Raw genomic sequence first — 21,129 nt, 5'->3', positions numbered from 1 at the left:
GCGCATCAGGGGGATAGGTGCGTGGCGGCTCTTGTGATAACATCCGGCGGTTTCCAGGGCTGCCTCACGAGGTGGCCTTTACTGCGCAGATCCATGGCATAACTCGTTGATTTGTCGTAAGTCGCTGCATGGCACTTGTTCTGCAGCGGCGAGCTTCGTTCGTCCCATCTGGATGTGACGAGGTTTCACCAGAAAAAGGAATCAGGCTTCTCATGGGCGAACTGGCCAAAGAAATCCTCCCGGTCAATATCGAAGACGAGCTGAAACAGTCCTACCTCGACTACGCAATGAGCGTAATCGTCGGGCGGGCGCTGCCGGATGCGCGCGATGGCTTGAAGCCCGTGCACCGGCGCGTGCTGTTCGCGATGAGCGAGCTGGGCAACGACTTCAACAAGCCGTACAAGAAATCAGCCCGTGTCGTCGGTGATGTGATCGGTAAGTATCACCCCCACGGTGACACCGCCGTGTACGACACCATCGTCCGGATGGCCCAGCCATTCTCCCTGCGCTACTTGCTGGTAGACGGCCAGGGCAACTTTGGTTCCGTGGACGGCGACAACGCCGCGGCCATGCGATACACCGAAGTGCGCATGACCAAGCTGGCCCACGAACTGCTGGCCGACCTGCATAAGGAAACCGTGGACTGGGTGCCGAACTACGACGGCACCGAAATGATCCCGGCGGTCATGCCGACCCGTATCCCGAACCTGCTGGTCAACGGCTCCAGCGGTATCGCCGTGGGCATGGCGACCAACATCCCGCCGCACAACCTCGGTGAAGTCATCGACGGTTGCCTGGCCCTCATCGACAATCCCGAGCTGACGGTCGATGAGTTGATGCAGTACATCCCTGGTCCTGACTTCCCGACCGCTGCGATCATCAACGGTCGCGCCGGCATCATCGAAGCCTACCGCACCGGTCGCGGCCGCATTTACATGCGCGCCCGCTCGACCATCGAAGACATCGACAAGGTCGGTGGTCGCCAGCAGATCGTCATCACCGAACTCCCATACCAGCTGAACAAGGCCCGTCTGATCGAGAAGATCGCCGAGCTGGTGAAAGAGAAGAAGCTTGAAGGCATCACCGAGCTGCGGGACGAGTCCGACAAGGACGGCATGCGCGTCGTGATCGAACTGCGTCGCGGCGAAGTGCCCGAGGTGATCCTCAACAACCTCTATGCCCAGACCCAGCTGCAAGCGGTGTTCGGCATCAACATCGTGGCGCTGATCGACGGCCGTCCGCGGATCCTGAACCTCAAGGATCTGCTGGAAGCCTTCGTGCGTCACCGTCGCGAAGTGGTCACTCGCCGCACCGTGTTCGAGCTGCGCAAGGCCCGTGAGCGTGGTCATATCCTCGAAGGCCAGGCCGTTGCCCTGTCGAACATCGACCCGGTCATCGCCCTGATCAAGGCCTCGCCAACGCCGTCGGAAGCCAAGGAAGCGCTGATCAGCACGCCTTGGGAATCCACCGCGGTAGTGGCGATGGTCGAGCGTGCCGGCGCCGACTCGTGCCGTCCGGAAAATCTCGACCCGCAATACGGCCTGCGCGACGGCAAGTACTTCCTGTCCCCGGAACAGGCGCAAGCCATCCTGGAACTGCGTCTGCACCGCCTGACCGGCCTGGAACACGAGAAGCTGCTGGCTGAATACCAGGAAATCCTCAACCAGATCGGCGAGCTGATCCGCATCCTCAACAGCGCCACGCGCCTGATGGAAGTGATCCGCGAAGAATTGGAAGTGATCCGCGCCGAATACGGCGACGTGCGCCGCACCGAGATTCTCGATGCGCGCCTGGACCTGACCCTGGGTGACATGATCCCGGAAGAAGAGCGCGTGGTGACCATTTCCCACGGCGGCTACGCCAAGACCCAGCCGTTGGCCGCCTACCAGGCCCAGCGTCGCGGCGGCAAAGGCAAGTCGGCCACAGGCGTCAAGGACGAGGACTACATCGCTCACCTGCTGGTTGCCAACAGCCACACCACGCTGTTGCTGTTCTCCAGCAAGGGCAAGGTGTACTGGCTCAAGACCTACGAAATCCCCGAAGCGTCCCGTGCCGCCCGTGGTCGTCCGCTGGTCAACCTGCTGCCGCTCGATAGCGATGAGTACATCACTACCATGCTGCCGGTGGAGGAATACACCGAAGGTCACTACATCTTCATGGCCACCGCCAAGGGCACCGTGAAGAAGACTCCGCTGGAATCCTTCAGTCGTCAGCGCAGTGTCGGCCTGATCGCCCTGGAGTTGGACGAGGGCGACGTGCTGATTTCCGCTGCCATCACCGACGGTGAGCGTGAGGTCATGCTGTTCTCCGACGGCGGCAAGGTTACCCGTTTCAAGGAATCCGACGTTCGCGCCATGGGCCGTACCGCCCGCGGTGTGCGCGGCATGCGCCTGCCGGAAGGCCAGAAGCTGATTTCCATGCTGATCCCCGAAGAAGGCAGCCAGATCCTCACCGCTTCGGCGCGTGGTTACGGCAAGCGCACGGCCATCAGCGAATTCCCTGAGTACAAGCGTGGCGGCCAGGGCGTGATCGCTATGGTCAGCAACGACCGTAACGGTCGTCTGGTCGGCGCTGTCCAGGTGCTCGATGGCGAGGAGATCATGTTGATCTCCGACCAGGGCACCTTGGTGCGCACGCGGGTGGCCGAAGTGTCGAGCCTGGGTCGTAACACCCAGGGTGTGACGCTGATCAAGCTGGCCAGCGACGAAACGCTGGTCGGGCTTGAGCGGGTGCAGGAGCCATCGGAAGTCGAAGGCGAGGAGCTGGAAGGCGAGGAGGGCGTGGCGTTCGACGGCACTCTTGCTACCGACGTTGACGACATGACCGGCGACCAACCGCTCGACGCTGCCGCAGACGAAGAAGAACCGCAGAACTAAGCGGACATGCAGGGGGCGGATGAAGATTCGCCCCCTTGTTGTTTGTCCCGTTTGAAAATTTGCGACACTGCACATGACGCGCAACTGTGGGAGCGAGCCTGCTCGCGATAACGGACTGACATTCAACATGGATGCTGACTGTTACATCGCTATCGCGAGCAGGCTCGCTCCCACATTTGGGTCATGTGTTGATTGAAGATTGATGTGACCACCAGATCAGAGCGAGATTGGATGTGAGCAAGAGAGCCTATAACTTCTGTGCCGGCCCGGCGGCGCTTCCTGAAGCGGTCCTGAAGCGTGCCCAAGGTGAACTTCTCGACTGGCATGGCAAGGGCCTGTCCGTCATGGAAATGAGCCATCGCAGCGATGAGTTCGTGTCCATTGCCACCAAGGCCGAGCAGGACTTGCGTGATCTGCTGAGCATCCCCTCCAACTACAAGGTGCTGTTCCTGCAGGGCGGCGCCAGCCAGCAGTTTGCCCAGATCCCGCTGAACCTGCTGCCCGAAAGCGGCAAGGCCGACTACATCGACACCGGGATCTGGTCGCAGAAAGCCATCGAAGAGGCCTCGCGCTACGGCCACGTCAATGTCGCGGCCACGGCCAAGCCCTACGACTATTTCGCCATTCCCGGCCAGAACGAGTGGAACCTGTCCAAGGATGCGGCCTACGTTCATTACGCGCCGAACGAAACCATCGGCGGCCTGGAATTCAACTGGATTCCGGAAACCGGCGACGTGCCATTGGTGGCTGACATGTCTTCGGACATCCTGTCGCGCCCTGTGGACATCTCCCGTTTCGGCATGATCTACGCCGGCGCCCAGAAGAACATCGGTCCCAGCGGCATCCTGGTCAGCATCATTCGCGAAGACCTGCTGGGACGCGCCCGTTCCTTGTGCCCGACCATGCTCAACTACAAGGTCGCCGCCGACAACGGCTCGATGTACAACACCCCGCCGACCCTGGCCTGGTACCTGTCCGGCCTGGTATTCGAGTGGTTGAAAGAACAGGGCGGTGTCGAGGCCATCGGCAAGCTCAACGAAGTGAAGCAGCGCACGCTCTATGACTTCATTGACGCCAGCGGCCTCTACAGCAATCCGATCAACAAGACTGATCGTTCGTGGATGAACGTACCGTTCCGCCTGGCCGACGATCGTCTCGATAAGCCGTTCCTGGCCGGTGCTGACGAGCGCGGGCTGCTGAACCTCAAGGGTCACCGTTCGGTCGGCGGCATGCGCGCTTCCATCTACAACGCCGTCGATATCAACGCGGTCAATGCGTTGATTTCCTACATGGCAGAGTTCGAGAAGGAACATGGTTGATGTCTGAGCAAGAACTCAAGGCGCTGCGCCTGCGCATCGATGCCCTGGACGAAAAGGTCCTGGAGCTGATCAGCGAGCGCGCGCGCTGCGCCCAGGAAGTGGCGCGGGTGAAAATGGCCTCCCTGGCCGAAGGCGAAGTGCCGGTGTTCTATCGCCCGGAGCGTGAAGCGCAGGTACTCAAGCGTGTCATGGAGCGCAACAAGGGGCCTCTGGGCAACGAAGAAATGGCGCGGTTGTTCCGCGAGATCATGTCTTCGTGCCTGGCCCTCGAGCAGCCTCTGAAAGTCGCTTACCTGGGTCCTGAAGGCACCTTCACCCAGGCGGCCGCCATGAAGCATTTCGGCCACGCCGTGATCAGCAAGCCGATGGCGGCCATCGACGAAGTCTTCCGTGAAGTGGCGGCGGGCGCGGTGAACTTCGGCGTGGTGCCGGTGGAAAACTCCACCGAAGGCGCGGTCAACCACACGCTGGACAGTTTCCTTGAGCACGACATGGTGATCTGCGGCGAAGTTGAGCTACGCATCCACCATCACCTGCTGGTGGGGGAGAACACCAAGACCGACAGTATCAGCCGGATCTACTCCCACGCCCAGTCACTGGCCCAGTGCCGCAAGTGGCTGGATGCCCACTACCCGAATGTCGAGCGCGTGGCGGTCTCCAGCAACGCCGAGGCGGCCAAGCGGGTCAAGGGTGAATGGAACTCGGCGGCGATTGCCGGCGACATGGCGGCCGGCCTCTACGGCCTGACCCGCCTGGCGGAAAAAATCGAGGATCGCCCGGACAACTCCACGCGATTCCTGATGATTGGCAGCCAGGAAGTGCCGCCGACCGGCGACGACAAGACGTCGATCATCGTCTCCATGAGCAACAAGCCCGGCGCGCTCCATGAGCTGCTGGTGCCGTTCCATGACAATGGCATCGATCTGACACGGATCGAGACCCGTCCGTCGCGCAGCGGTAAATGGACCTACGTGTTTTTCATCGATTTTGTCGGCCACCACCGCGATCCACTGGTAAAAGGTGTGCTGGAAAAAATCAGTCAGGAAGCAGTGGCACTCAAGGTGCTGGGTTCCTACCCCAAAGCAGTTCTTTAAGGGCGGATAGCTAATGAGTGGCAACTTCCTCGCTCTGGCTCAGCCAGGCGTGCAACAACTCTCGCCTTACGTTCCAGGCAAGCCGGTGGACGAATTGGCCCGTGAGCTTGATCTGGACCCGGCCAGCATCGTCAAGCTGGCAAGCAACGAAAACCCTTTGGGGGCGAGCCCCAAGGCGCTGGAGGCGATCCGGGACGAGCTGGCCGAGCTGACTCGTTATCCCGACGGTAACGGTTTCGCCCTCAAAAGCCTGCTGGCCGAGCGCTGTGGCGTGGAGTTGAGCCAGGTCACCCTGGGCAACGGTTCCAATGACATTCTCGAGCTGGTGGCGCGTGCCTATCTGGCGCCGGGCCTCAACGCCGTGTTCAGCGAGCATGCGTTTGCGGTCTACCCGATCGCCACCCAGGCTGTCGGCGCCGACGCCCATGTGGTGCCGGCCAAGGATTGGGGGCACGACCTGCCCGCCATGCTGGCGGCCATTGACGCCAACACGCGGGTCGTCTTCATCGCCAACCCAAACAACCCGACCGGCACCTGGTTCGATGCCCAGGCGTTGGACGACTTCCTGCAGGACGTGCCCGAGCACGTGCTGGTGGTGCTGGATGAGGCCTACATCGAATACGCCGAAGGCAGCGATTTGCCCGATGGCCTGGATTTTCTCGCCGCCTACCCGAACCTGCTGGTCTCGCGCACGTTCTCCAAGGCCTATGGCCTGGCATCGCTGCGGGTTGGTTACGGCCTGTCCACCGCCGTGGTGGCCGATGTGCTCAACCGCGTGCGTCAGCCGTTCAACGTCAACAGCTTTGCCCTGGCCGCTGCCTGTGCTGCGCTCGGGGACGACGCCTACCTGGCCGAAAGTCGCCGCCTGAACGAGGCTGGCATGCAGCAGTTGGAAGCCGGGTTCCGTGAGTTGGGCCTGAGCTGGATTCCATCGAAAGGCAACTTCATCTGCGTCGACCTGGGCCGTGTCGCTGCCCCGGTGTTCCAGGGCTTGCTGCGCGAGGGTGTGATCGTGCGTCCGGTGGCCAACTACGGCATGCCGAACCACCTGCGCGTCACCATTGGCCTGCCAGCGGAAAACAGCCGCTTTCTCGAGGCGTTGAGCAAGGTTCTGGCTCGTGGTTGATGTCACTTCACTGCAATCTGCTGCACCTATGATCGGTCGCCTGGTGGTGGTCGGTCTGGGATTGATCGGCGGCTCTTTCGCCAAAGGCCTGCGCGAAAGCGGTCTGTGTCGTGAAGTGGTGGGTGTCGATCTGGACCCGCAGTCGCGTCGGCTGGCGGTGGAACTGGGAGTGGTGGATCGCTGCGAGGACGACCTGGCGATTGCTTGCCAGGGTGCGGACGTGATCCAGTTGGCCGTGCCGATCCTGGCCATGGAGAAGCTGCTGGCACGCCTGGCGACCATGGACCTGGGGCAGGCGATTCTCACGGACGTCGGCAGTGCCAAGGGCAATGTCGTGCGGGCGGCCACCGAAGCCTTCGGCGGGATGCCGGCGCGCTTTGTGCCCGGTCATCCGATTGCCGGTTCCGAGCAGAGCGGGGTGGAAGCCTCCAACGCCGAACTGTTTCGTCGTCACAAAGTAATATTGACGCCACTGGACCAGACCGATCCGGCTGCGCTGGCAGTGGTGGATCGCCTGTGGCGCGAGCTGGGTGCGGACGTCGAGCACATGCAGGTCGAGCGCCACGATGAAGTATTGGCCGCCACCAGCCATTTGCCACACCTGTTGGCGTTCGGTCTGGTGGATTCATTGGCCAAACGCAATGAAAATCTTGAGATCTTCCGTTACGCTGCCGGCGGTTTCCGCGATTTCACGAGAATCGCCGGTAGCGACCCGGTCATGTGGCACGACATCTTCCTCGCCAACCGCGAAGCTGTCCTGCGCACACTCGATACATTTCGCAGCGACCTCGACGCCTTGCGCGACGCGGTCGATGCAGGGGACGGGCACCAATTGCTGGGCGTTTTCACACGCGCCAGGGTGGCCCGCGAGCATTTCAGTAAAATCCTGGCCCGTCGGGCCTATGTGGACGCTATGAACTCCAACGATCTGATTTTCCTGGCACAACCTGGTGGCTCCCTGAGTGGGCGTATTCGTGTACCGGGCGATAAATCGATTTCCCATCGTTCGATCATGCTCGGCTCCCTGGCTGAAGGCGTGACCGAAGTGGAAGGCTTTCTCGAAGGTGAAGACGCCCTGGCGACGCTGCAAGCGTTCCGCGACATGGGCGTGGTCATCGAAGGCCCGCATCACGGTCGCGTGACCATTCATGGTGTCGGCCTGCACGGCCTCAAGCCGGCTCCGGGGCCGATCTACCTGGGCAACTCCGGCACGTCGATGCGCCTGCTGTCCGGACTGCTGGCCGCCCAGGACTTCGACAGCACCCTGACCGGTGACGCTTCGCTGTCCAAGCGGCCGATGAATCGCGTGGCCAACCCCCTGCGGGAAATGGGTGCGGTGATCGAGACGGCGGCCGAAGGTCGTCCGCCAATGACCATTCGCGGTGGCAACAAGCTCAAGGGCCTGACCTACACCATGCCGATGGCCAGCGCCCAGGTGAAATCCTGCCTGCTGTTGGCCGGTCTCTATGCCGAAGGCAAGACCACTGTCACCGAGCCGGCCCCGACCCGCGACCACACCGAGCGCATGCTGCGCGGCTTCGGCTACCCGGTCACGGTCAACGGTGCCACGGCCTCCGTCGAGTCCGGCAGCAAACTGACCGCGACCCACATTGAGGTGCCGGGCGATATCTCGTCCTCGGCGTTCTTCCTTGTGGCCGCCTCGATTGCCGAAGGCTCCGAGCTGGTGCTTGAGCATGTGGGCATCAACCCGACCCGTACCGGTGTGATCGACATCCTGCGCCTGATGGGCGCTGACATCACCCTGGAAAACCAGCGTGAAGTGGGCGGCGAGCCGGTTGCAGACCTGCGCGTACGAGCAGCTAAACTCAAGGGTATCGAGATTCCCGAAGCGCTGGTGCCACTGGCCATCGACGAATTCCCGGTGTTGTTCGTGGCGGCGGCCTGTGCCGAAGGGCGCACCGTGCTGACCGGCGCTGAAGAACTTCGGGTCAAGGAGTCGGATCGTATCCAGGTGATGGCTGACGGCCTGATCGCGTTGGGCGTGAAATGCCAGCCGACGCCGGACGGCATCATTATCGACGGCGGCCAGATCGGCGGTGGCGAAGTCCATGGTCACGGTGATCACCGTATCGCCATGGCCTTCAGTGTTGCGTCTTTGCGCGCCAGTGCGCCGATCCGCATCCATGATTGCGCCAACGTCGCGACGTCGTTCCCGAACTTCCTGGCGCTGTGTGCCCAGGTCGGTATTCGAGTAGCACAAGAGGCACAGTCGTGAACATCAAGGCACCGGTTATCACCATCGATGGCCCAAGCGGTTCGGGCAAGGGCACCATCGCCGGAATACTGGCCAAACAATTGGGCTGGAACCTGCTTGATTCGGGCGCCTTGTATCGTCTGCTGGCGTTCGCCGCGGCCAATCATGGCGTCGATCTGACCAACGAAGAGCTGCTCAAGGCCCTGGCTGCGCATCTGGACGTGCAGTTCATCGCGGCGACCGACGGTCAGCTGCAGCGCATCATTCTGGAGGGTGACGAAGTCAGCAATGTCATTCGTACCGAAAGCGTCGGGGCCGGGGCCTCCCAGGTCGCCGCGCTGCCGGCGGTGCGCGAGGCGTTGCTACAGCGCCAGCGCGCTTTCCAGGAGCCGCCCGGATTGGTGGCCGATGGGCGCGACATGGGGACCGTGGTGTTTCCCGATGCCCCGCTGAAGATTTTCCTCACCGCCAGTGCCGAGGAGAGGGCTCGTCGCCGATATTTGCAGTTGAAGGGCAAAGGCGAGGATGTTAGTCTGTCGAGTCTGCTAGATGAGATCCGTGCACGCGACGAGCGTGACACCCAGCGCGCAGTAGCCCCGCTCAAGCCGGCGGCTGACGCGATACAGCTGGATTCCACGGAGTTGTCCATCGATCAGGTGTTGCAACGCATCATGAGCGAAATCGCCATCCGCGATATCGCCGGGTGACCAGGAAGCTCCGCAGGGGACCAGTCATAGTCCTGCGGTGCTTCTTTTATATGAAACTAACCCACACCGTCTGGGGTGTGGAGGCGGGCGTATTCTTCGCCCTAATCAACAGGAATTAAAATGAGCGAAAGCTTTGCGGAACTCTTTGAAGAAAGCCTGAAAACCCTGAACCTTCAGGCAGGCTCCATCATCACCGGTGTTATCGTTGATATCGATTACCAAGCTCGCTGGGTAACCGTTCACGCTGGTCTGAAGTCTGAAGCACTCATCCCGCTTGAGCAGTTCTACAACGACGCTGGCGAACTGAACATCAACGTCGGTGACGAAGTTCACGTTGCGCTGGACTCGGTTGAAGATGGCTTCGGTGAAACCAAGCTGTCCCGTGAAAAAGCCAAGCGCGCTGAATGCTGGATCGTTCTGGAAGCGGCTTTCGCAGCTGAGGAAGTGGTCAAGGGCGTTATCAACGGTAAGGTTAAAGGCGGCTTCACTGTCGACGTTAACGGCATCCGTGCGTTCCTGCCAGGTTCCCTGGTTGACGTCCGTCCAGTGCGCGACACCACGCACCTGGAAGGCAAAGAGCTGGAATTCAAGGTCATCAAGCTGGACCAGAAGCGCAACAACGTTGTCGTTTCCCGTCGCAGTGTCCTGGAAGCCGAGAACTCCGCCGAGCGTGAAGCTCTGCTGGAATCGCTGCAGGAAGGCCAGCAGGTCAAGGGTATCGTCAAGAACCTCACCGATTACGGCGCATTCGTCGATCTGGGTGGCGTCGATGGCCTGCTGCACATCACCGACATGGCCTGGAAGCGTATCAAGCATCCTTCGGAAATCGTCAACGTTGGCGACGAGATCGATGTCAAGGTTCTGAAGTACGATCGCGAGCGCAATCGTGTTTCCCTGGGCCTCAAGCAACTGGGTGAAGATCCATGGGTTGCTATCAAAGCCCGTTACCCAGAAAGCACCCGCGTCACCGCTCGTGTTACCAACCTCACCGACTACGGCTGCTTCGCTGAGCTGGAAGAAGGCGTTGAAGGTCTGGTACACGTTTCCGAAATGGACTGGACCAACAAGAACATCCACCCTTCGAAAGTCGTACAAGTCGGCGACGAAGTGGAAGTTATGGTTCTGGACATCGACGAAGAGCGTCGTCGTATCTCCCTGGGCATCAAGCAGTGCAAATCTAACCCATGGGAAGATTTCTCTGGCCAGTTCAACAAGGGCGATAAAATCTCCGGCACCATCAAGTCGATCACCGATTTCGGTATCTTCATTGGTCTGGACGGTGGCATCGACGGTCTGGTTCACCTGTCCGACATCTCCTGGAACGAAGTGGGCGAAGAAGCCGTGCGCCGCTTCAAGAAGGGCGACGAGCTGGACACCGTTATCCTGTCGGTTGACCCAGAGCGCGAGCGCATCTCCCTGGGCATCAAGCAACTGGAAAGCGATCCGTTCTCCGAGTACGTTCAAGAGAACGATAAAGGCGCAATCGTTAAGGGCATCGTGAAAGAAGTTGACGCTAAAGGCGCCATCATCACCCTGGCCGACGATATCGAAGCGACTCTGAAAGCCTCCGAAATCAGCCGTGACCGCGTTGAAGACGCGCGCAACGTTCTGAAAGAAGGCGAAGAAGTAGAAGCCAAGATCATCAGCGTTGACCGCAAGAGCCGCGTAATCCAGCTCTCCATCAAGTCGAAAGACGATGCTGAAGAGAAAGAAGCAATCCAGAGCCTGCGCGACAAGCCAGCTACCTCTGACATTGCTGCTGGTCCTACCACTCTGGGCGACCTGCTGCGTGCACAGATGGAAAAGCAGAACTGAGTTCTGTCAGACCATAAAAAAGGGCGACTTCGGTCGCCCTTTTTTGTGGGCGTGATTCGGGAAAACTGGCCTGTTTGTAAGTTGGCTCCTCTGTCTGACTCGGCAGTGAAACCAATCCTGCAACCTAACTGTCTCTTTCTTTAAGCAGATCAATCACCTGTTCAAGGTTAGACTGTGGATGCCCTGGTCTCCCCGGGCCAATGTGGGGGGGAGCCTGCTCGCGATAGCGTCAGGTCAGACACCACCCAGTCGGGTGCTGGCTATTTAAGGAGACGAATGAACAGGCTCATCCTGGTATTCGCGGTATTGGCCTTGGCAGGTTGCACCACAAGTGCCAAGACCCATGCGGTGCGTGGCGTCAGTGGCATCGAGGTCGATTGTTCCGGCCTGGGATCGGGCTGGGAAAAATGCCACAAGCGCGCTGCGAAGGAGTGCAAGGGCGCAGGGTACAAAGTCATCACTCGCTCCGATGATGCCAAGGATGAAGATCAGTATCCATTCGGCTTCAATCCGGCAGGCTACCTGACCCGCACGATGTTGGTCATTTGTCGTTGAATGCGCTCAAGTGCAAGGCTTGTGCAGAAGCGGGGCAAATACGACAGGATGAAGATATGTCAAGACTTGGGCTGTTCAAATTCTTCCGGTCATGCTAAAACCTTTTCAAGCGATTTTCCTAGCTGCTTGAAAAAGAAGGGAAAAATATGACGAAGTCGGAGTTGATCGAACGAATTGTCACCCATCAAGGGCTACTCTCATCTAAAGATGTGGAGCTGGCCATCAAGACCATGCTTGAGCAAATGTCCCAGTGCCTGGCGACCGGAGACCGCATCGAGATCCGTGGCTTCGGCAGCTTCTCTCTCCATTACCGTGCGCCGCGTGTCGGTCGCAATCCCAAAACCGGCCAATCCGTGAGCCTGGACGGTAAATTTGTTCCGCATTTCAAGCCGGGCAAGGAACTCAGGGATCGCGTCAATGAGGAGGAGGGGGATGACCTGTAAGGAGGCGTTTATGCAAGGGGAAATTCATGCATCGCTTTAAACGTTTTGCCCTCGTCTTGCTCGCGTTGCTAGTGGCTGCAGTCATCGTTCTGTTTGTGCTTGAAAATACCCACTCTGTCGCATTGTTGTTCTTGGGCTGGTCGACGCCGCAGGTTCCTGTTTCGGTTTTCGTGCTGTTGGCGTTTCTCGCTGGTATGATGTTGGGCCCGTTATTCGCATGGTTCATGGGCCTGCGCCGACGGTTTAAATAATGGATGTGTGAGCCCGGAAGTCTTTGTGTAAAGGATCACTGTCTGCAACTTTTTCCTGGCTTTTGGGTGCGTTTTGATCGTATTTAATTTAACTCAGTTTACTGCGGTATCCGCCGAGGGTCTGCTCGTTCTGCCTTTTAGCGCGTCCAGTTTGTGTGCGGGCGCTATGTCAAAAAAAGGACACGAGGCCTCAGATGCAAAATAATCAAGTCGAAACCCATCGCTCTGATGAGATTGACCTTATCGCCCTTGCTCAGGGGCTTTGGTCCCAAAAATGGCTGATCATTGGTGTGACTCTTTTAGTCACGGTAGGTGCGGCTGCGTATGCGTTTCTCAGTAAGCCGGTCTATGAGTCCAAGCTTTTCATCATGCCGCCAACGCAGAATGATATAGCCGAGCTGAATTTTGGTCGTGGGAAAAGCACAGATCTGGAACCTTATTCGATCAAGTATGTTTATGACGTTTTTGCCAGGAACCTTCAAGGCGAGTCCCTGCGTCAGAAGTTCTTCAATGAGATTTATCTTCCCTCCCTCGATGAGTCTCAGCGACAGGGCGCGCTCGACCGTTTGTATGCGCGCTTTTCCCGGGAACTGGTGATTAAAGGGCCGGGAAAAGATACGCCAGATCGCTTTTCGGTGGCCGTTCAAGGTGGGGACCCTGTTCGGGCCACCGAGTGGGCAAAGATCTACGTCCAGCACGCCAGTGAAGCTGCTGAGTCGGAGCTGGTCAAGAACGTGAGCACCGAGGCGTCGGTAAATGCGCGTAACCTCGAGCAGCAAATTGTGAGCTTGCGCGAGACTGCCCAGCGAGTTCGCGAGGACCGGATTCAGCAGTTGAGGGAGGCGTTGAAGATCGCTGAAGCGATCGGTTTGACCTCGCCGATAATCAACTCTTCTGCAGCGGTGGATATCACGGTAGAGACCGGCGATAAAATGGATTACCAGCGGGGTAGCAAAGCATTGGCGGCGGAAATCAATGCGCTGGAGTCCAGGTCTTCTGATGATGCATTCATCACTGATTTACGGCCGCTGCAGATGCAGTACGGTTTATATCGTAAGTTGAATGTTGACCCTGAAAGGATTTCGGTTTATCGGCAGGATGGTAGTGTTGAAGTGCCGGAGAGTCCGATAAAACCTAAAAAGGGCTTGATCCTGGCGTTGGGTGTCTTGGCTGGGTTGTTATTGGGCGGGATTACCGCTTTGATCCGGTCTTTATTGACCCGCAGTCGGGAGGAGTCGCAAGGTGGGCAAGTCAGTCGTGGCTGAATGCCACTCCATCAGCATGAGTCATGACTGGTAGTTGTCAGTCAAAGGCGTAAGTGCTTCCTGTTCGGTTTTTATTTTGAGCCTGTCCGCATTGGATGCTATTCCCAATGCAGACAGGCTTTTTGGTGTGTCAATAAGCATTCTAGCTATCGGTTCCGAGCTGCTGGTCCGGTGATTTTTTATGTGTTGCGCGCCGGAATGGTGAGTTTTGCTGGAGTGGAGTTAGGTGGAATACTCAAAAGCACAGGTGGGAGCCAAGGTTGAGTATCTTTTACGTGATCAAGCGGTTTAGCTGTAAGAAGGGCGCTTGTGTGACCTAGCGAGAACTATTCTTAGCGGCAGGGCATTTGTTTGCGATGTCGAGCTGGTGGTCGCGAAAATGAATGATGTGGTGTGGACGAGATGCGCCTGCAATGCGGGTCCGATACTCTGAAAGCGCACGATCAGAGTAGTGAATCGTTGATTCAGGTGGGATGGGGCTGTTTTTGATCGATTCATGATTGTTGAGCTTTAGCATAGGGAACATCAAAAAATGATGGCTATTTCAGTCGTTCCTCCCTGGGAAGAGTTGCAGTCCTGGCAGGAGGCGTGGAAGACAGGCGCTGTGTAGCTCTATGAGAGCCGGTCGATACTGTCGTGAGTGCGGCGCACGCGCGGGAGTCCGTAACGAGGGAGTGAAAGGCCTGCGAGCGCGTTTGGTTGCGATTAGAGTGGCTTTCAAGGGGTATACTTAATAATAAATACTCCGGTTGTGAGCGTTGAAAACTCGGTAAACGCGTCCTGTGATCCTCAGGTGTGTCCGTGTTCCCGCATTACTCACCATGTATGCTGCTGAAAGCTAGGGGCATTGTGATGTCTGATTCTTCGGCGAGTATGGGTGACGATGCCGTTTTCTGGTCCTTGGTGACTTGATGTGTTTTCATCATAATGGCGAGATTTGCGAAAGCGCCCGCATCGGTTGCGTGATGCGTCAGTGGTTAGTCGAGTAACTGAATAACCGAGCGTTTGATGCTGATGACGCTGGAGTGATGGCTGTCAAATTCTGGCCATTCAAGATTGGCGCTGAAAAGGAAGTTTCATGAAAATTACGGTTTTTGGTATCGGTTATGTTGGTCTGGTGCAAGGCGCCGTGCTGGCAGAAGTGGGTCATGACGTAGTGTGTGTTGATATCGATGCCTGCAAAGTAGAGCGTCTGAAGCAAGGTTGCATTCCGATCTACGAGCCTGGTCTGGAGCTACTGGTCAAGGAAAATCAAGCTGCGGGTCGACTTAATTTCACTACCGATGCTGCTAAGGCTATTCGGCACGGTGAGGTCCAGTTCATCGCGGTTGGGACGCCGCCAGATGAAGATGGTTCTGCAGATCTCAGGTACGTCTTAGCTGTTGCGGAGTCCATAGGTCAGCACATGGAGTGTCCGCAAATCATCGTCGACAAGTCCACCGTACCCGTGGGTACAGCTGATCTGGTGACGGCGCGTATCAATGAGGTGCTTTTGGCTCGGGGTCGTCAGGACTTGAGTTTTGACGTGGCATCTAATCCTGAATTCCTTAAGGAAGGCTCTGCGGTGGCCGACTGTATGCGTCCTGATCGCATTGTTATTGGTACGGGAAGTTCCAAAACTGAGGAGGTGCTGCGTGAGTTGTTCGCCCCTTTCAACCGGAACCATGAAAAGATCATCATCATGGACGTGCGCAGCGCGGAGCTCACCAAATATGCAGCGAATTGCATGCTGGCGACGAAAATTAGCTTCATGAATGAAATGGCGAACCTCGCTGAAAAGTTGGGGGCTGATATCGAAATGGTGCGTCAAGGCATAGGCTCCGACCCTCGTATTGGCTATCACTTTATTTACCCCGGTTGCGGGTACGGCGGTTCTTGCTTCCCGAAAGATGTTCAGGCCTTGATTCGCACTGCGGATGACATCGGGGTCGAGAGCAAGGTTCTTAAGGCTGTAGAAGCGCGCAATGAAGAACAGAAAGCGGTACTGTTCAAGAAAATAGAACAGCATTTTGAGGGCGATCTGAGCGGCGAAATTTTTGCTGTGTGGGGATTGAGCTTCAAGCCTAATACTGATGACATGCGAGAAGCGCCAAGTCGAGTTTTATTGGAGGCATTATGGCAGGTTGGCGCCAAGGTCCAGGCATTTGACCCTGAGGCCATGGAAGAAACACGCCGAATATATGGTGAGCGGGATGACCTCACGTTGTGTCCAAACAAAGAGGCAGCTCTACAAGGAGCCACTGCCTTGATAATTGTAACCGAGTGGCAGAATTTTCGGGTTCCGGATTTTGTGGTGATCAAAGCGTCATTAAAACAGCCAGTTATTTTTGATGGGCGAAATATTTTTAGTCCGGTAAGCATGGCTAAGAAGGGTTTTATCTATTACTCCATTGGTCGTCCACAATGAAAGTTCTAGTGACGGGAGGTGCAGGTTTTATCGGATTTCATCTGACAAAGGCTTTGTTGAAAAACGGGCACGCGGTCACAGCAATTGATAATCTAAATGACTACTATGATCCGGCCTTGAAGGAGGCTCGTCTTCAAGAGCTTGCTCATTTTATTGCGTTGCGTGGAATAAAGGATTCTTATACCTTCGAGATATTGGATTTGTCCGACAGGATGGCGATGTCTGCTTTGTTCGACTCAACTCAGTTTGATGTTGTTGTGAATCTTGCTGCGCAAGCCGGTGTCCGTTATTCAATTGAAAATCCCCACGCATATGTTGATGCTAACGTCGTCGGGTTTCTAAATGTCCTGGAAGGATGTTATCGAAGCGGTGTGAAGCATCTTGTTTATGCTTCTTCAAGCTCTGTATATGGAATGAATCCAACGCAGCCATTTAGTACCTCAGATTGCGTGGATTATCCAATTAGTTTGTACGCAGCAACTAAGAAAGCAAATGAGCTGATGGCCCATACGTATAGCCATCTCTTCGGCCTCCCCACTACGGGTTTGCGTTTCTTTACTGTATACGGGCCGTTTGGGCGTCCTGATATGGCCTATTATAAGTTTACCAAGGCTATTTTAGCGGGTGACCCAATAGATGTATATAATCATGGTGAGATGAAGCGTGATTTTACTTATATTGACGATATCGTAAATGGCGTTATTAAAGTGTTGGGCACGGTGCCGGCGCCACAATATGTCCCGGAAACAAATGCTCATGCACCTTATAAGGTATACAATATTGGCAATAATAATCCTGTAACACTGAGGCGCTTTATTGATGCGCTTGAAAAATCATGTGGTAAAAAAGCGGTAGAGAATTCTTTGCCCATGCAGCCTGGAGATGTGCCTGTAACATTTGCAGATATTGATGATTTAATAAATGATACCGGATTCAAACCTTCAGTTTCTATTGAGAGTGGTATAGATAGTTTTGTCAGTTGGTATAAAAAATACTATGGCTATTAAAAAAATTCTGGTTACAGGCGGTGCTGGCTTTATCGGGTCTGCAGTCGTCCGGTATATACTTGAACACACATCGTGTCATGTCGTTAACATAGACAAATTGACATATGCAGGCAACCTCGAATCGCTCTCGGGCGTCAGTGACAATGAGCGCTACTCCTTTGAGAGGGTGGATATCTGCGATGCCGCTGAACTAGATCGGGTTTTTCGAGTTCATCAGCCCGACGGGGTAATGCACTTGGCTGCGGAGTCCCATGTTGATCGCTCTATTGAGGGGCCTGCTGCGTTTATCGAAACCAATATCGTGGGAACCTATATTCTTCTCGAGGCTGCCCGTCGGTACTGGTCAGAAATGGACGAGGTTAAAAAAGCTGCGTTCCGTTTCCATCATATCTCCACTGACGAAGTGTATGGTGATCTGGAAGGCCCCGATGAATTGTTCACTGAGCAGACGCCTTATGCTCCGAGTTCTCCGTACTCTGCTAGCAAGGCTAGTTCAGACCATCTGGTCCGTGCTTGGCGGCGTACCTATGGTATGCCGACAATTATCACCAATTGCTCTAATAATTATGGTCCCTACCACTTCCCTGAGAAGCTTATTCCTCTGACGATTCTCAACGCGCTGGAGGGTAAACCACTACCAATCTATGGCAAGGGTGATCAGGTGCGAGACTGGTTGTATGTCGATGACCACGCGTGCGCATTATATACAGTGCTTACGAAGGGTGAAGTTGGTGAGACCTACAATATTGGTGGCCACAATGAGAAACAGAACATTGAGGTTGTACAAGCACTTTGTACGTTGCTGGATGAGCTTCGACCTTTGCACAGCGATGCCTCTGTTGATAATGAAATGGCTGTTACTGCGATGAATAACGCAGGTTTGCCTGGGGAATCTTATCGGGAGCTGATTACCCATGTGAAGGACCGTCCAGGCCATGATCTGCGCTATGCAATCGACGCTCGGAAAATTCAAAAAACACTTGGCTGGGTACCAAATGAAACATTTGAGTCAGGTATTCGGAAGACCGTTGAATGGTACTTAAATAATCCTGAGTGGGTTGCTCATGTCAAAAGTGGCAGTTATCAACAGTGGTTAGATAAGAATTACAGTGAGAGGACTGTGCGTCCGTGAAGATCCTGCTGCTTGGTAAAAACGGCCAAGTTGGTTGGGAGCTCCAGCGCTCTCTAGAGCCACTTGGGCAGGTGATCGCACTCGGTAGAGCCGGGGCTGATGGGCTCGTGGGAGACCTTCGGGATCTTGACGGCATAAGGCAAACACTCCGTTTGATTAGGCCTGATGTCGTGGTCAATGCTGCTGCATATACCGCAGTGGACAAGGCGGAGTCCGATCCAGAGGAGGCTCGGCGGATCAATACTCTAGCGCCCGAGTGCATTGCGGCTGTCGTGGCAGAGCAAGGCAGCTGGATGGTTCATTACTCCACTGATTATGTCTTCGATGGTGGTGGAGCGAAGCCATGGCAAGAAAGTGCGGTTGCCGCGCCGTTGAATGTCTACGGACACACGAAACTGGAAGGGGAGAAGACAATTGAACGTAGTGGTTGCAAGCATCTGATTTTCCGAACTAGTTGGGTATATTCATCGCGGGGTAACAACTTTGCGAAAACAATGATACGCCTAGCTGCTGAGCGTGAACTACTGAAAGTGATTGATGATCAAGTGGGATCGCCGACATCTGCCGCGCTAATCGCGGACGTGACTGCTCATGCCTTACGCAGCGCTATTTCAGGTGCTGGCATCAGTGGTCTTTATCATTTAACGGCTGCGGGTAGGGTGTCTTGGTATGGTTACGCAGAGTTTGTATTCAATATGCTTAGATCATATGGTGTCGAGTTGAAGGTTAAGGAGCTTGAAGCGATATCGAGTAGCAACTATGTGGCGCCGGCAAAACGCCCGCTCAATTCCCTCCTTGACTGTAGCAAGCTACGCGATACTTTTGGTGTCCATTTACCCACATGGCAATCGGGTTTATCACGAATGATGATGGAAGCACAAGGTTTGTCTAATGAATCGTAAAGGTATTGTTCTGGCGGGTGGATCCGGTACGCGTTTGCATCCGATTACGCTGGGTGTTTCGAAACAGCTGTTGCCTATCTATGACAAGCCAATGATCTATTATCCACTGTCAGTACTGATGCTGGCTGGAATTCGTGAGGTTTTGATTATTTCAACACCAGAAGATTTACCAAACTTTCAAAAGTTATTGGGAGATGGTAGTCAGTTTGGAATCGAACTGAGTTACGCAGAGCAAGCGTCACCAGATGGCTTAGCTCAGGCGTTTCTAATTGGTGAAGCATTCATCGGTACTGATAGCTGCTGTTTGATTCTTGGTGATAACATTTTCTACGGCCAGCATTTTTCGGACAAGCTGCGCTCGGCCAAGGCGCGTAATGAAGGTGCAACCGTCTTCGGCTATCACGTATCTGATCCAGAACGATTTGGGGTTGTGGAGTTTGATGTTGATGGGCGTGCAATCAGCATCGAAGAAAAACCAGTCAACCCTAAATCAAACTATGCAGTGACCGGTCTGTATTTTTATGACAATAGCGTGGTAGAGGTTGCCAAATCTATCAAGCCATCAGCACGTGGTGAACTTGAGATTACCGATATCAATCGGATCTATCTTGAGCGTCAGAATCTCAATGTTGAAATGCTCGGACGCGGCTTTGCCTGGCTGGACACTGGAACACATGAATCCCTGCTGGAGGCTGGCCATTTCGTTCATACAATTGAACAGCGTCAAGGGTTGAAGGTTGCGTGTTTAGAAGAGATTGCCTTTAATAATGGATGGCTGACCAAGCAACAGGTTGAAGTACAGGCGGAATTGCTAAAGAAAACAGCCTATGGACAGTATCTATTTGACTTGTTCAAAGGGACGAAATAATGAAGTTGGTACAGACAGATATTCCAGATGTCGTTCTAATTGAGCCTCAGGTTTTCAATGATGAGCGAGGGTGGTTCATGGAAAGTTTCAACGAGGGGCGTTTCCATAGCGAACTCAGTAAGTTGGGCCTACCGCAGCCTCGTCGTTTTGTACAGGATAATCAGTCATGCTCAATGAAAGGTGTATTGCGCGGTCTACATTATCAGCGCGCACCACATGCTCAAGGGAAGCTTGTAAGGGTAACACATGGTGCGGTTTTTGATGTGGCCGTTGACATTCGTGAAAATTCTCCTACTTTTAAGCAGCATGTAGGTGTGCTCTTGAGCGCTGATAATCGTAGGATGCTCTGGATTCCAGAGGGTTTCGCCCATGGCTTTGTTGCGTTGGAAGATAATACTCATTTTCAGTATAAAACTACTGACTATTATGTGAGGGATTGTGAGGCGGCCGTCTGCTGGAGTGATCCCGAATTGAGTATTGTTTGGCCGGAACTGGAAATATTGATAGTTAATCAAAAAGATCAAGACGCGCCGTTGTTGTCTGTGAGTCTTTGGGAGGGCAATTGAGCCTGATTAAGTGGATTGATTTTCAAAGTTTAGGTGATGAGCGCGGTGACCTTGTAGCCCTTGAAATCGGGTTAGAGAAAGCCATTCCGTTTGATGTCAAGCGCGTGTACTATATTTATCGCACTGCCGAAGGCGTCAGTAGAGGCTTTCATGCGCATCAGAACCTGAAGCAAATTGCCATTTGTGTAGCTGGTAAGTTTAGAATGGTAATGGATGATGGTCATACCCGTGAAGAAGCTTGGATGGACAATCCAACCAAGGGTTTGCTGATCGAGAGTATGGTCTGGCGAGAAATGCATGATTTTAGCAGCGACTGTGTTCTATTGGTTCTTGCAAGTGAACACTATGATGAATGTGACTACATACGGGACTACCAAGAGTTTCTGAAGCGAGTTGGCAGATAATCTATGTCAGTAGCTCTTGAGTAGGCTCTCTTGGAGCTTTTGTTGGAGGTCAGTCCTAGGGGGGCTAGGGCCTAGAGGAGTTTTGCAGTGAATGATACTGAAGGCGAAAAATTACCGAATAATGTATTTATACGCCCTCTGGCTGATATTCATTCTAGCTGCTTAGGTGCTAGAACA

18 protein-coding genes are annotated in these 21,129 nt (G+C 55.1%); all 18 read left to right on the top strand.

The annotated features are described in order from the left end of the window. The first annotated feature begins 212 nt into the window (after positions 1–212). The 18 genes from gyrA to HQ912_RS19680 all read left to right on the top strand — a co-directional run bounded on the left by gyrA (position 213) and on the right by HQ912_RS19680 (position 20,952). Positions 213–2,876 (top strand): DNA gyrase subunit A, encoded by a 2,664-nt coding sequence (gyrA, locus tag HQ912_RS19765; protein WP_173407201.1) that lies wholly within the window; start codon positions 213–215, stop codon positions 2,874–2,876. A 233-nt stretch (positions 2,877–3,109) separates the two neighbouring features. Continuing rightward, positions 3,110–4,195, top strand: coding sequence for a 3-phosphoserine/phosphohydroxythreonine transaminase (gene serC / locus HQ912_RS19760; protein WP_047226308.1), 1,086 nt, complete (start codon positions 3,110–3,112; stop codon positions 4,193–4,195). Continuing rightward, positions 4,195–5,289, top strand: a complete 1,095-nt coding sequence (gene pheA / locus HQ912_RS19755; RefSeq protein ID WP_003199233.1) for a prephenate dehydratase — start codon at positions 4,195–4,197, stop codon at positions 5,287–5,289. Before serC ends, pheA begins: the two co-directional genes overlap by 1 nt. 13 nt (positions 5,290–5,302) lie before the next feature. Beyond that, on the top strand, positions 5,303–6,415 hold the full coding sequence (hisC, locus tag HQ912_RS19750; protein ID WP_107322147.1) for a histidinol-phosphate transaminase: 1,113 nt from the start codon (positions 5,303–5,305) through the stop codon (positions 6,413–6,415). A gap of 28 nt (positions 6,416–6,443) precedes the next feature. Continuing rightward, entirely contained in the window at positions 6,444–8,651 is a 2,208-nt protein-coding gene (locus HQ912_RS19745; protein WP_047226310.1) for a bifunctional prephenate dehydrogenase/3-phosphoshikimate 1-carboxyvinyltransferase, read from the top strand. Then, positions 8,648–9,337, top strand: coding sequence for a (d)CMP kinase (gene cmk, locus HQ912_RS19740; RefSeq protein ID WP_047226311.1), 690 nt, complete (start codon positions 8,648–8,650; stop codon positions 9,335–9,337). The genes HQ912_RS19745 and cmk overlap by 4 nt, the downstream gene beginning before the upstream one ends. Positions 9,338–9,457: 120 nt before the next feature. Next, on the top strand, positions 9,458–11,152 hold the full coding sequence (rpsA, locus tag HQ912_RS19735; protein ID WP_014337228.1) for a 30S ribosomal protein S1: 1,695 nt from the start codon (positions 9,458–9,460) through the stop codon (positions 11,150–11,152). Between the two features lie 276 nt (positions 11,153–11,428). Then, positions 11,429–11,707, top strand: a complete 279-nt coding sequence (locus HQ912_RS19730) for a hypothetical protein (protein WP_076385780.1) — start codon at positions 11,429–11,431, stop codon at positions 11,705–11,707. Positions 11,708–11,853: 146 nt separating this feature from the next. Then, on the top strand, positions 11,854–12,150 hold the full coding sequence (gene ihfB, locus HQ912_RS19725) for an integration host factor subunit beta (RefSeq protein ID WP_047226313.1): 297 nt from the start codon (positions 11,854–11,856) through the stop codon (positions 12,148–12,150). 26 nt (positions 12,151–12,176) lie between these two features. Continuing rightward, the gene (locus HQ912_RS19720; protein ID WP_160891928.1) at positions 12,177–12,401 is read left to right on the top strand and encodes a LapA family protein; all 225 of its coding nucleotides are present in this window, start codon (positions 12,177–12,179) and stop codon (positions 12,399–12,401) included. 194 nt (positions 12,402–12,595) lie between these two features. After that, positions 12,596–13,666 carry an LPS O-antigen chain length determinant protein WzzB gene (locus tag HQ912_RS19715; RefSeq protein WP_173407200.1) on the top strand — a complete coding sequence of 357 codons (1,071 nt, stop codon included), beginning with the start codon at positions 12,596–12,598 and terminating at the stop codon, positions 13,664–13,666. Positions 13,667–14,744: 1,078 nt separating this feature from the next. Continuing rightward, positions 14,745–16,073 (top strand): UDP-glucose dehydrogenase family protein, encoded by a 1,329-nt coding sequence (locus HQ912_RS19710; RefSeq protein WP_173407199.1) that lies wholly within the window; start codon positions 14,745–14,747, stop codon positions 16,071–16,073. Continuing rightward, positions 16,070–17,080, top strand: coding sequence for an NAD-dependent epimerase (locus HQ912_RS19705; RefSeq protein WP_173407198.1), 1,011 nt, complete (start codon positions 16,070–16,072; stop codon positions 17,078–17,080). The genes HQ912_RS19710 and HQ912_RS19705 overlap by 4 nt, the downstream gene beginning before the upstream one ends. Further along, positions 17,070–18,212: a dTDP-glucose 4,6-dehydratase gene (gene rfbB, locus HQ912_RS19700; RefSeq protein ID WP_173407197.1), complete on the top strand. Its 1,143-nt coding sequence runs from the start codon at positions 17,070–17,072 to the stop codon at positions 18,210–18,212. Before HQ912_RS19705 ends, rfbB begins: the two co-directional genes overlap by 11 nt. After that, positions 18,209–19,114, top strand: coding sequence for a dTDP-4-dehydrorhamnose reductase (gene rfbD, locus HQ912_RS19695; protein WP_173407196.1), 906 nt, complete (start codon positions 18,209–18,211; stop codon positions 19,112–19,114). Before rfbB ends, rfbD begins: the two co-directional genes overlap by 4 nt. Beyond that, positions 19,104–19,982 (top strand): glucose-1-phosphate thymidylyltransferase RfbA, encoded by an 879-nt coding sequence (gene rfbA, locus HQ912_RS19690; protein WP_173407195.1) that lies wholly within the window; start codon positions 19,104–19,106, stop codon positions 19,980–19,982. The genes rfbD and rfbA overlap by 11 nt, the downstream gene beginning before the upstream one ends. Further along, entirely contained in the window at positions 19,982–20,548 is a 567-nt protein-coding gene (rfbC, locus tag HQ912_RS19685; RefSeq protein WP_173407194.1) for a dTDP-4-dehydrorhamnose 3,5-epimerase, read from the top strand. The genes rfbA and rfbC overlap by 1 nt, the downstream gene beginning before the upstream one ends. Then, positions 20,545–20,952, top strand: coding sequence for an FdtA/QdtA family cupin domain-containing protein (locus HQ912_RS19680; RefSeq protein WP_173407193.1), 408 nt, complete (start codon positions 20,545–20,547; stop codon positions 20,950–20,952). The genes rfbC and HQ912_RS19680 overlap by 4 nt, the downstream gene beginning before the upstream one ends. Positions 20,953–21,129: the final 177 nt, after the last annotated feature.

Origin of the sequence: Pseudomonas sp. MPDS, assembly GCF_013283895.1 — a bacterium.
In the GTDB taxonomy this organism is placed as follows: Bacteria; Pseudomonadota; Gammaproteobacteria; order Pseudomonadales; family Pseudomonadaceae; genus Aquipseudomonas; species Aquipseudomonas rhizophila.
The sequence above is the reverse complement of the archived record's forward strand: the minus strand, read 5'-3'. Positions and strand labels throughout refer to the sequence as shown.

Excerpts from the sequence above, each read along its gene's own strand:
- gyrA (WP_173407201.1), top strand. The coding sequence starts at position 213 with ATGGGCGAACTGGCCAAAGAAATCCTCCCGGTCAATATCGAAGACGAG.
- pheA (WP_003199233.1), top strand. The coding sequence starts at position 4,195 with ATGTCTGAGCAAGAACTCAAGGCGCTGCGCCTGCGCATCGATGCCCTG.
- hisC (WP_107322147.1), top strand. The coding sequence starts at position 5,303 with ATGAGTGGCAACTTCCTCGCTCTGGCTCAGCCAGGCGTGCAACAACTC.
- HQ912_RS19745 (WP_047226310.1), top strand. The coding sequence starts at position 6,444 with ATGATCGGTCGCCTGGTGGTGGTCGGTCTGGGATTGATCGGCGGCTCT.
- rpsA (WP_014337228.1), top strand. The coding sequence starts at position 9,458 with ATGAGCGAAAGCTTTGCGGAACTCTTTGAAGAAAGCCTGAAAACCCTG.
- HQ912_RS19730 (WP_076385780.1), top strand. The coding sequence starts at position 11,429 with ATGAACAGGCTCATCCTGGTATTCGCGGTATTGGCCTTGGCAGGTTGC.
- ihfB (WP_047226313.1), top strand. The coding sequence starts at position 11,854 with ATGACGAAGTCGGAGTTGATCGAACGAATTGTCACCCATCAAGGGCTA.
- HQ912_RS19720 (WP_160891928.1), top strand. The coding sequence starts at position 12,177 with ATGCATCGCTTTAAACGTTTTGCCCTCGTCTTGCTCGCGTTGCTAGTG.
- HQ912_RS19715 (WP_173407200.1), top strand. The coding sequence starts at position 12,596 with ATGCAAAATAATCAAGTCGAAACCCATCGCTCTGATGAGATTGACCTT.
- HQ912_RS19710 (WP_173407199.1), top strand. The coding sequence starts at position 14,745 with ATGAAAATTACGGTTTTTGGTATCGGTTATGTTGGTCTGGTGCAAGGC.
- HQ912_RS19705 (WP_173407198.1), top strand. The coding sequence starts at position 16,070 with ATGAAAGTTCTAGTGACGGGAGGTGCAGGTTTTATCGGATTTCATCTG.
- rfbB (WP_173407197.1), top strand. The coding sequence starts at position 17,070 with ATGGCTATTAAAAAAATTCTGGTTACAGGCGGTGCTGGCTTTATCGGG.
- rfbA (WP_173407195.1), top strand. The coding sequence starts at position 19,104 with ATGAATCGTAAAGGTATTGTTCTGGCGGGTGGATCCGGTACGCGTTTG.
- rfbC (WP_173407194.1), top strand. The coding sequence starts at position 19,982 with ATGAAGTTGGTACAGACAGATATTCCAGATGTCGTTCTAATTGAGCCT.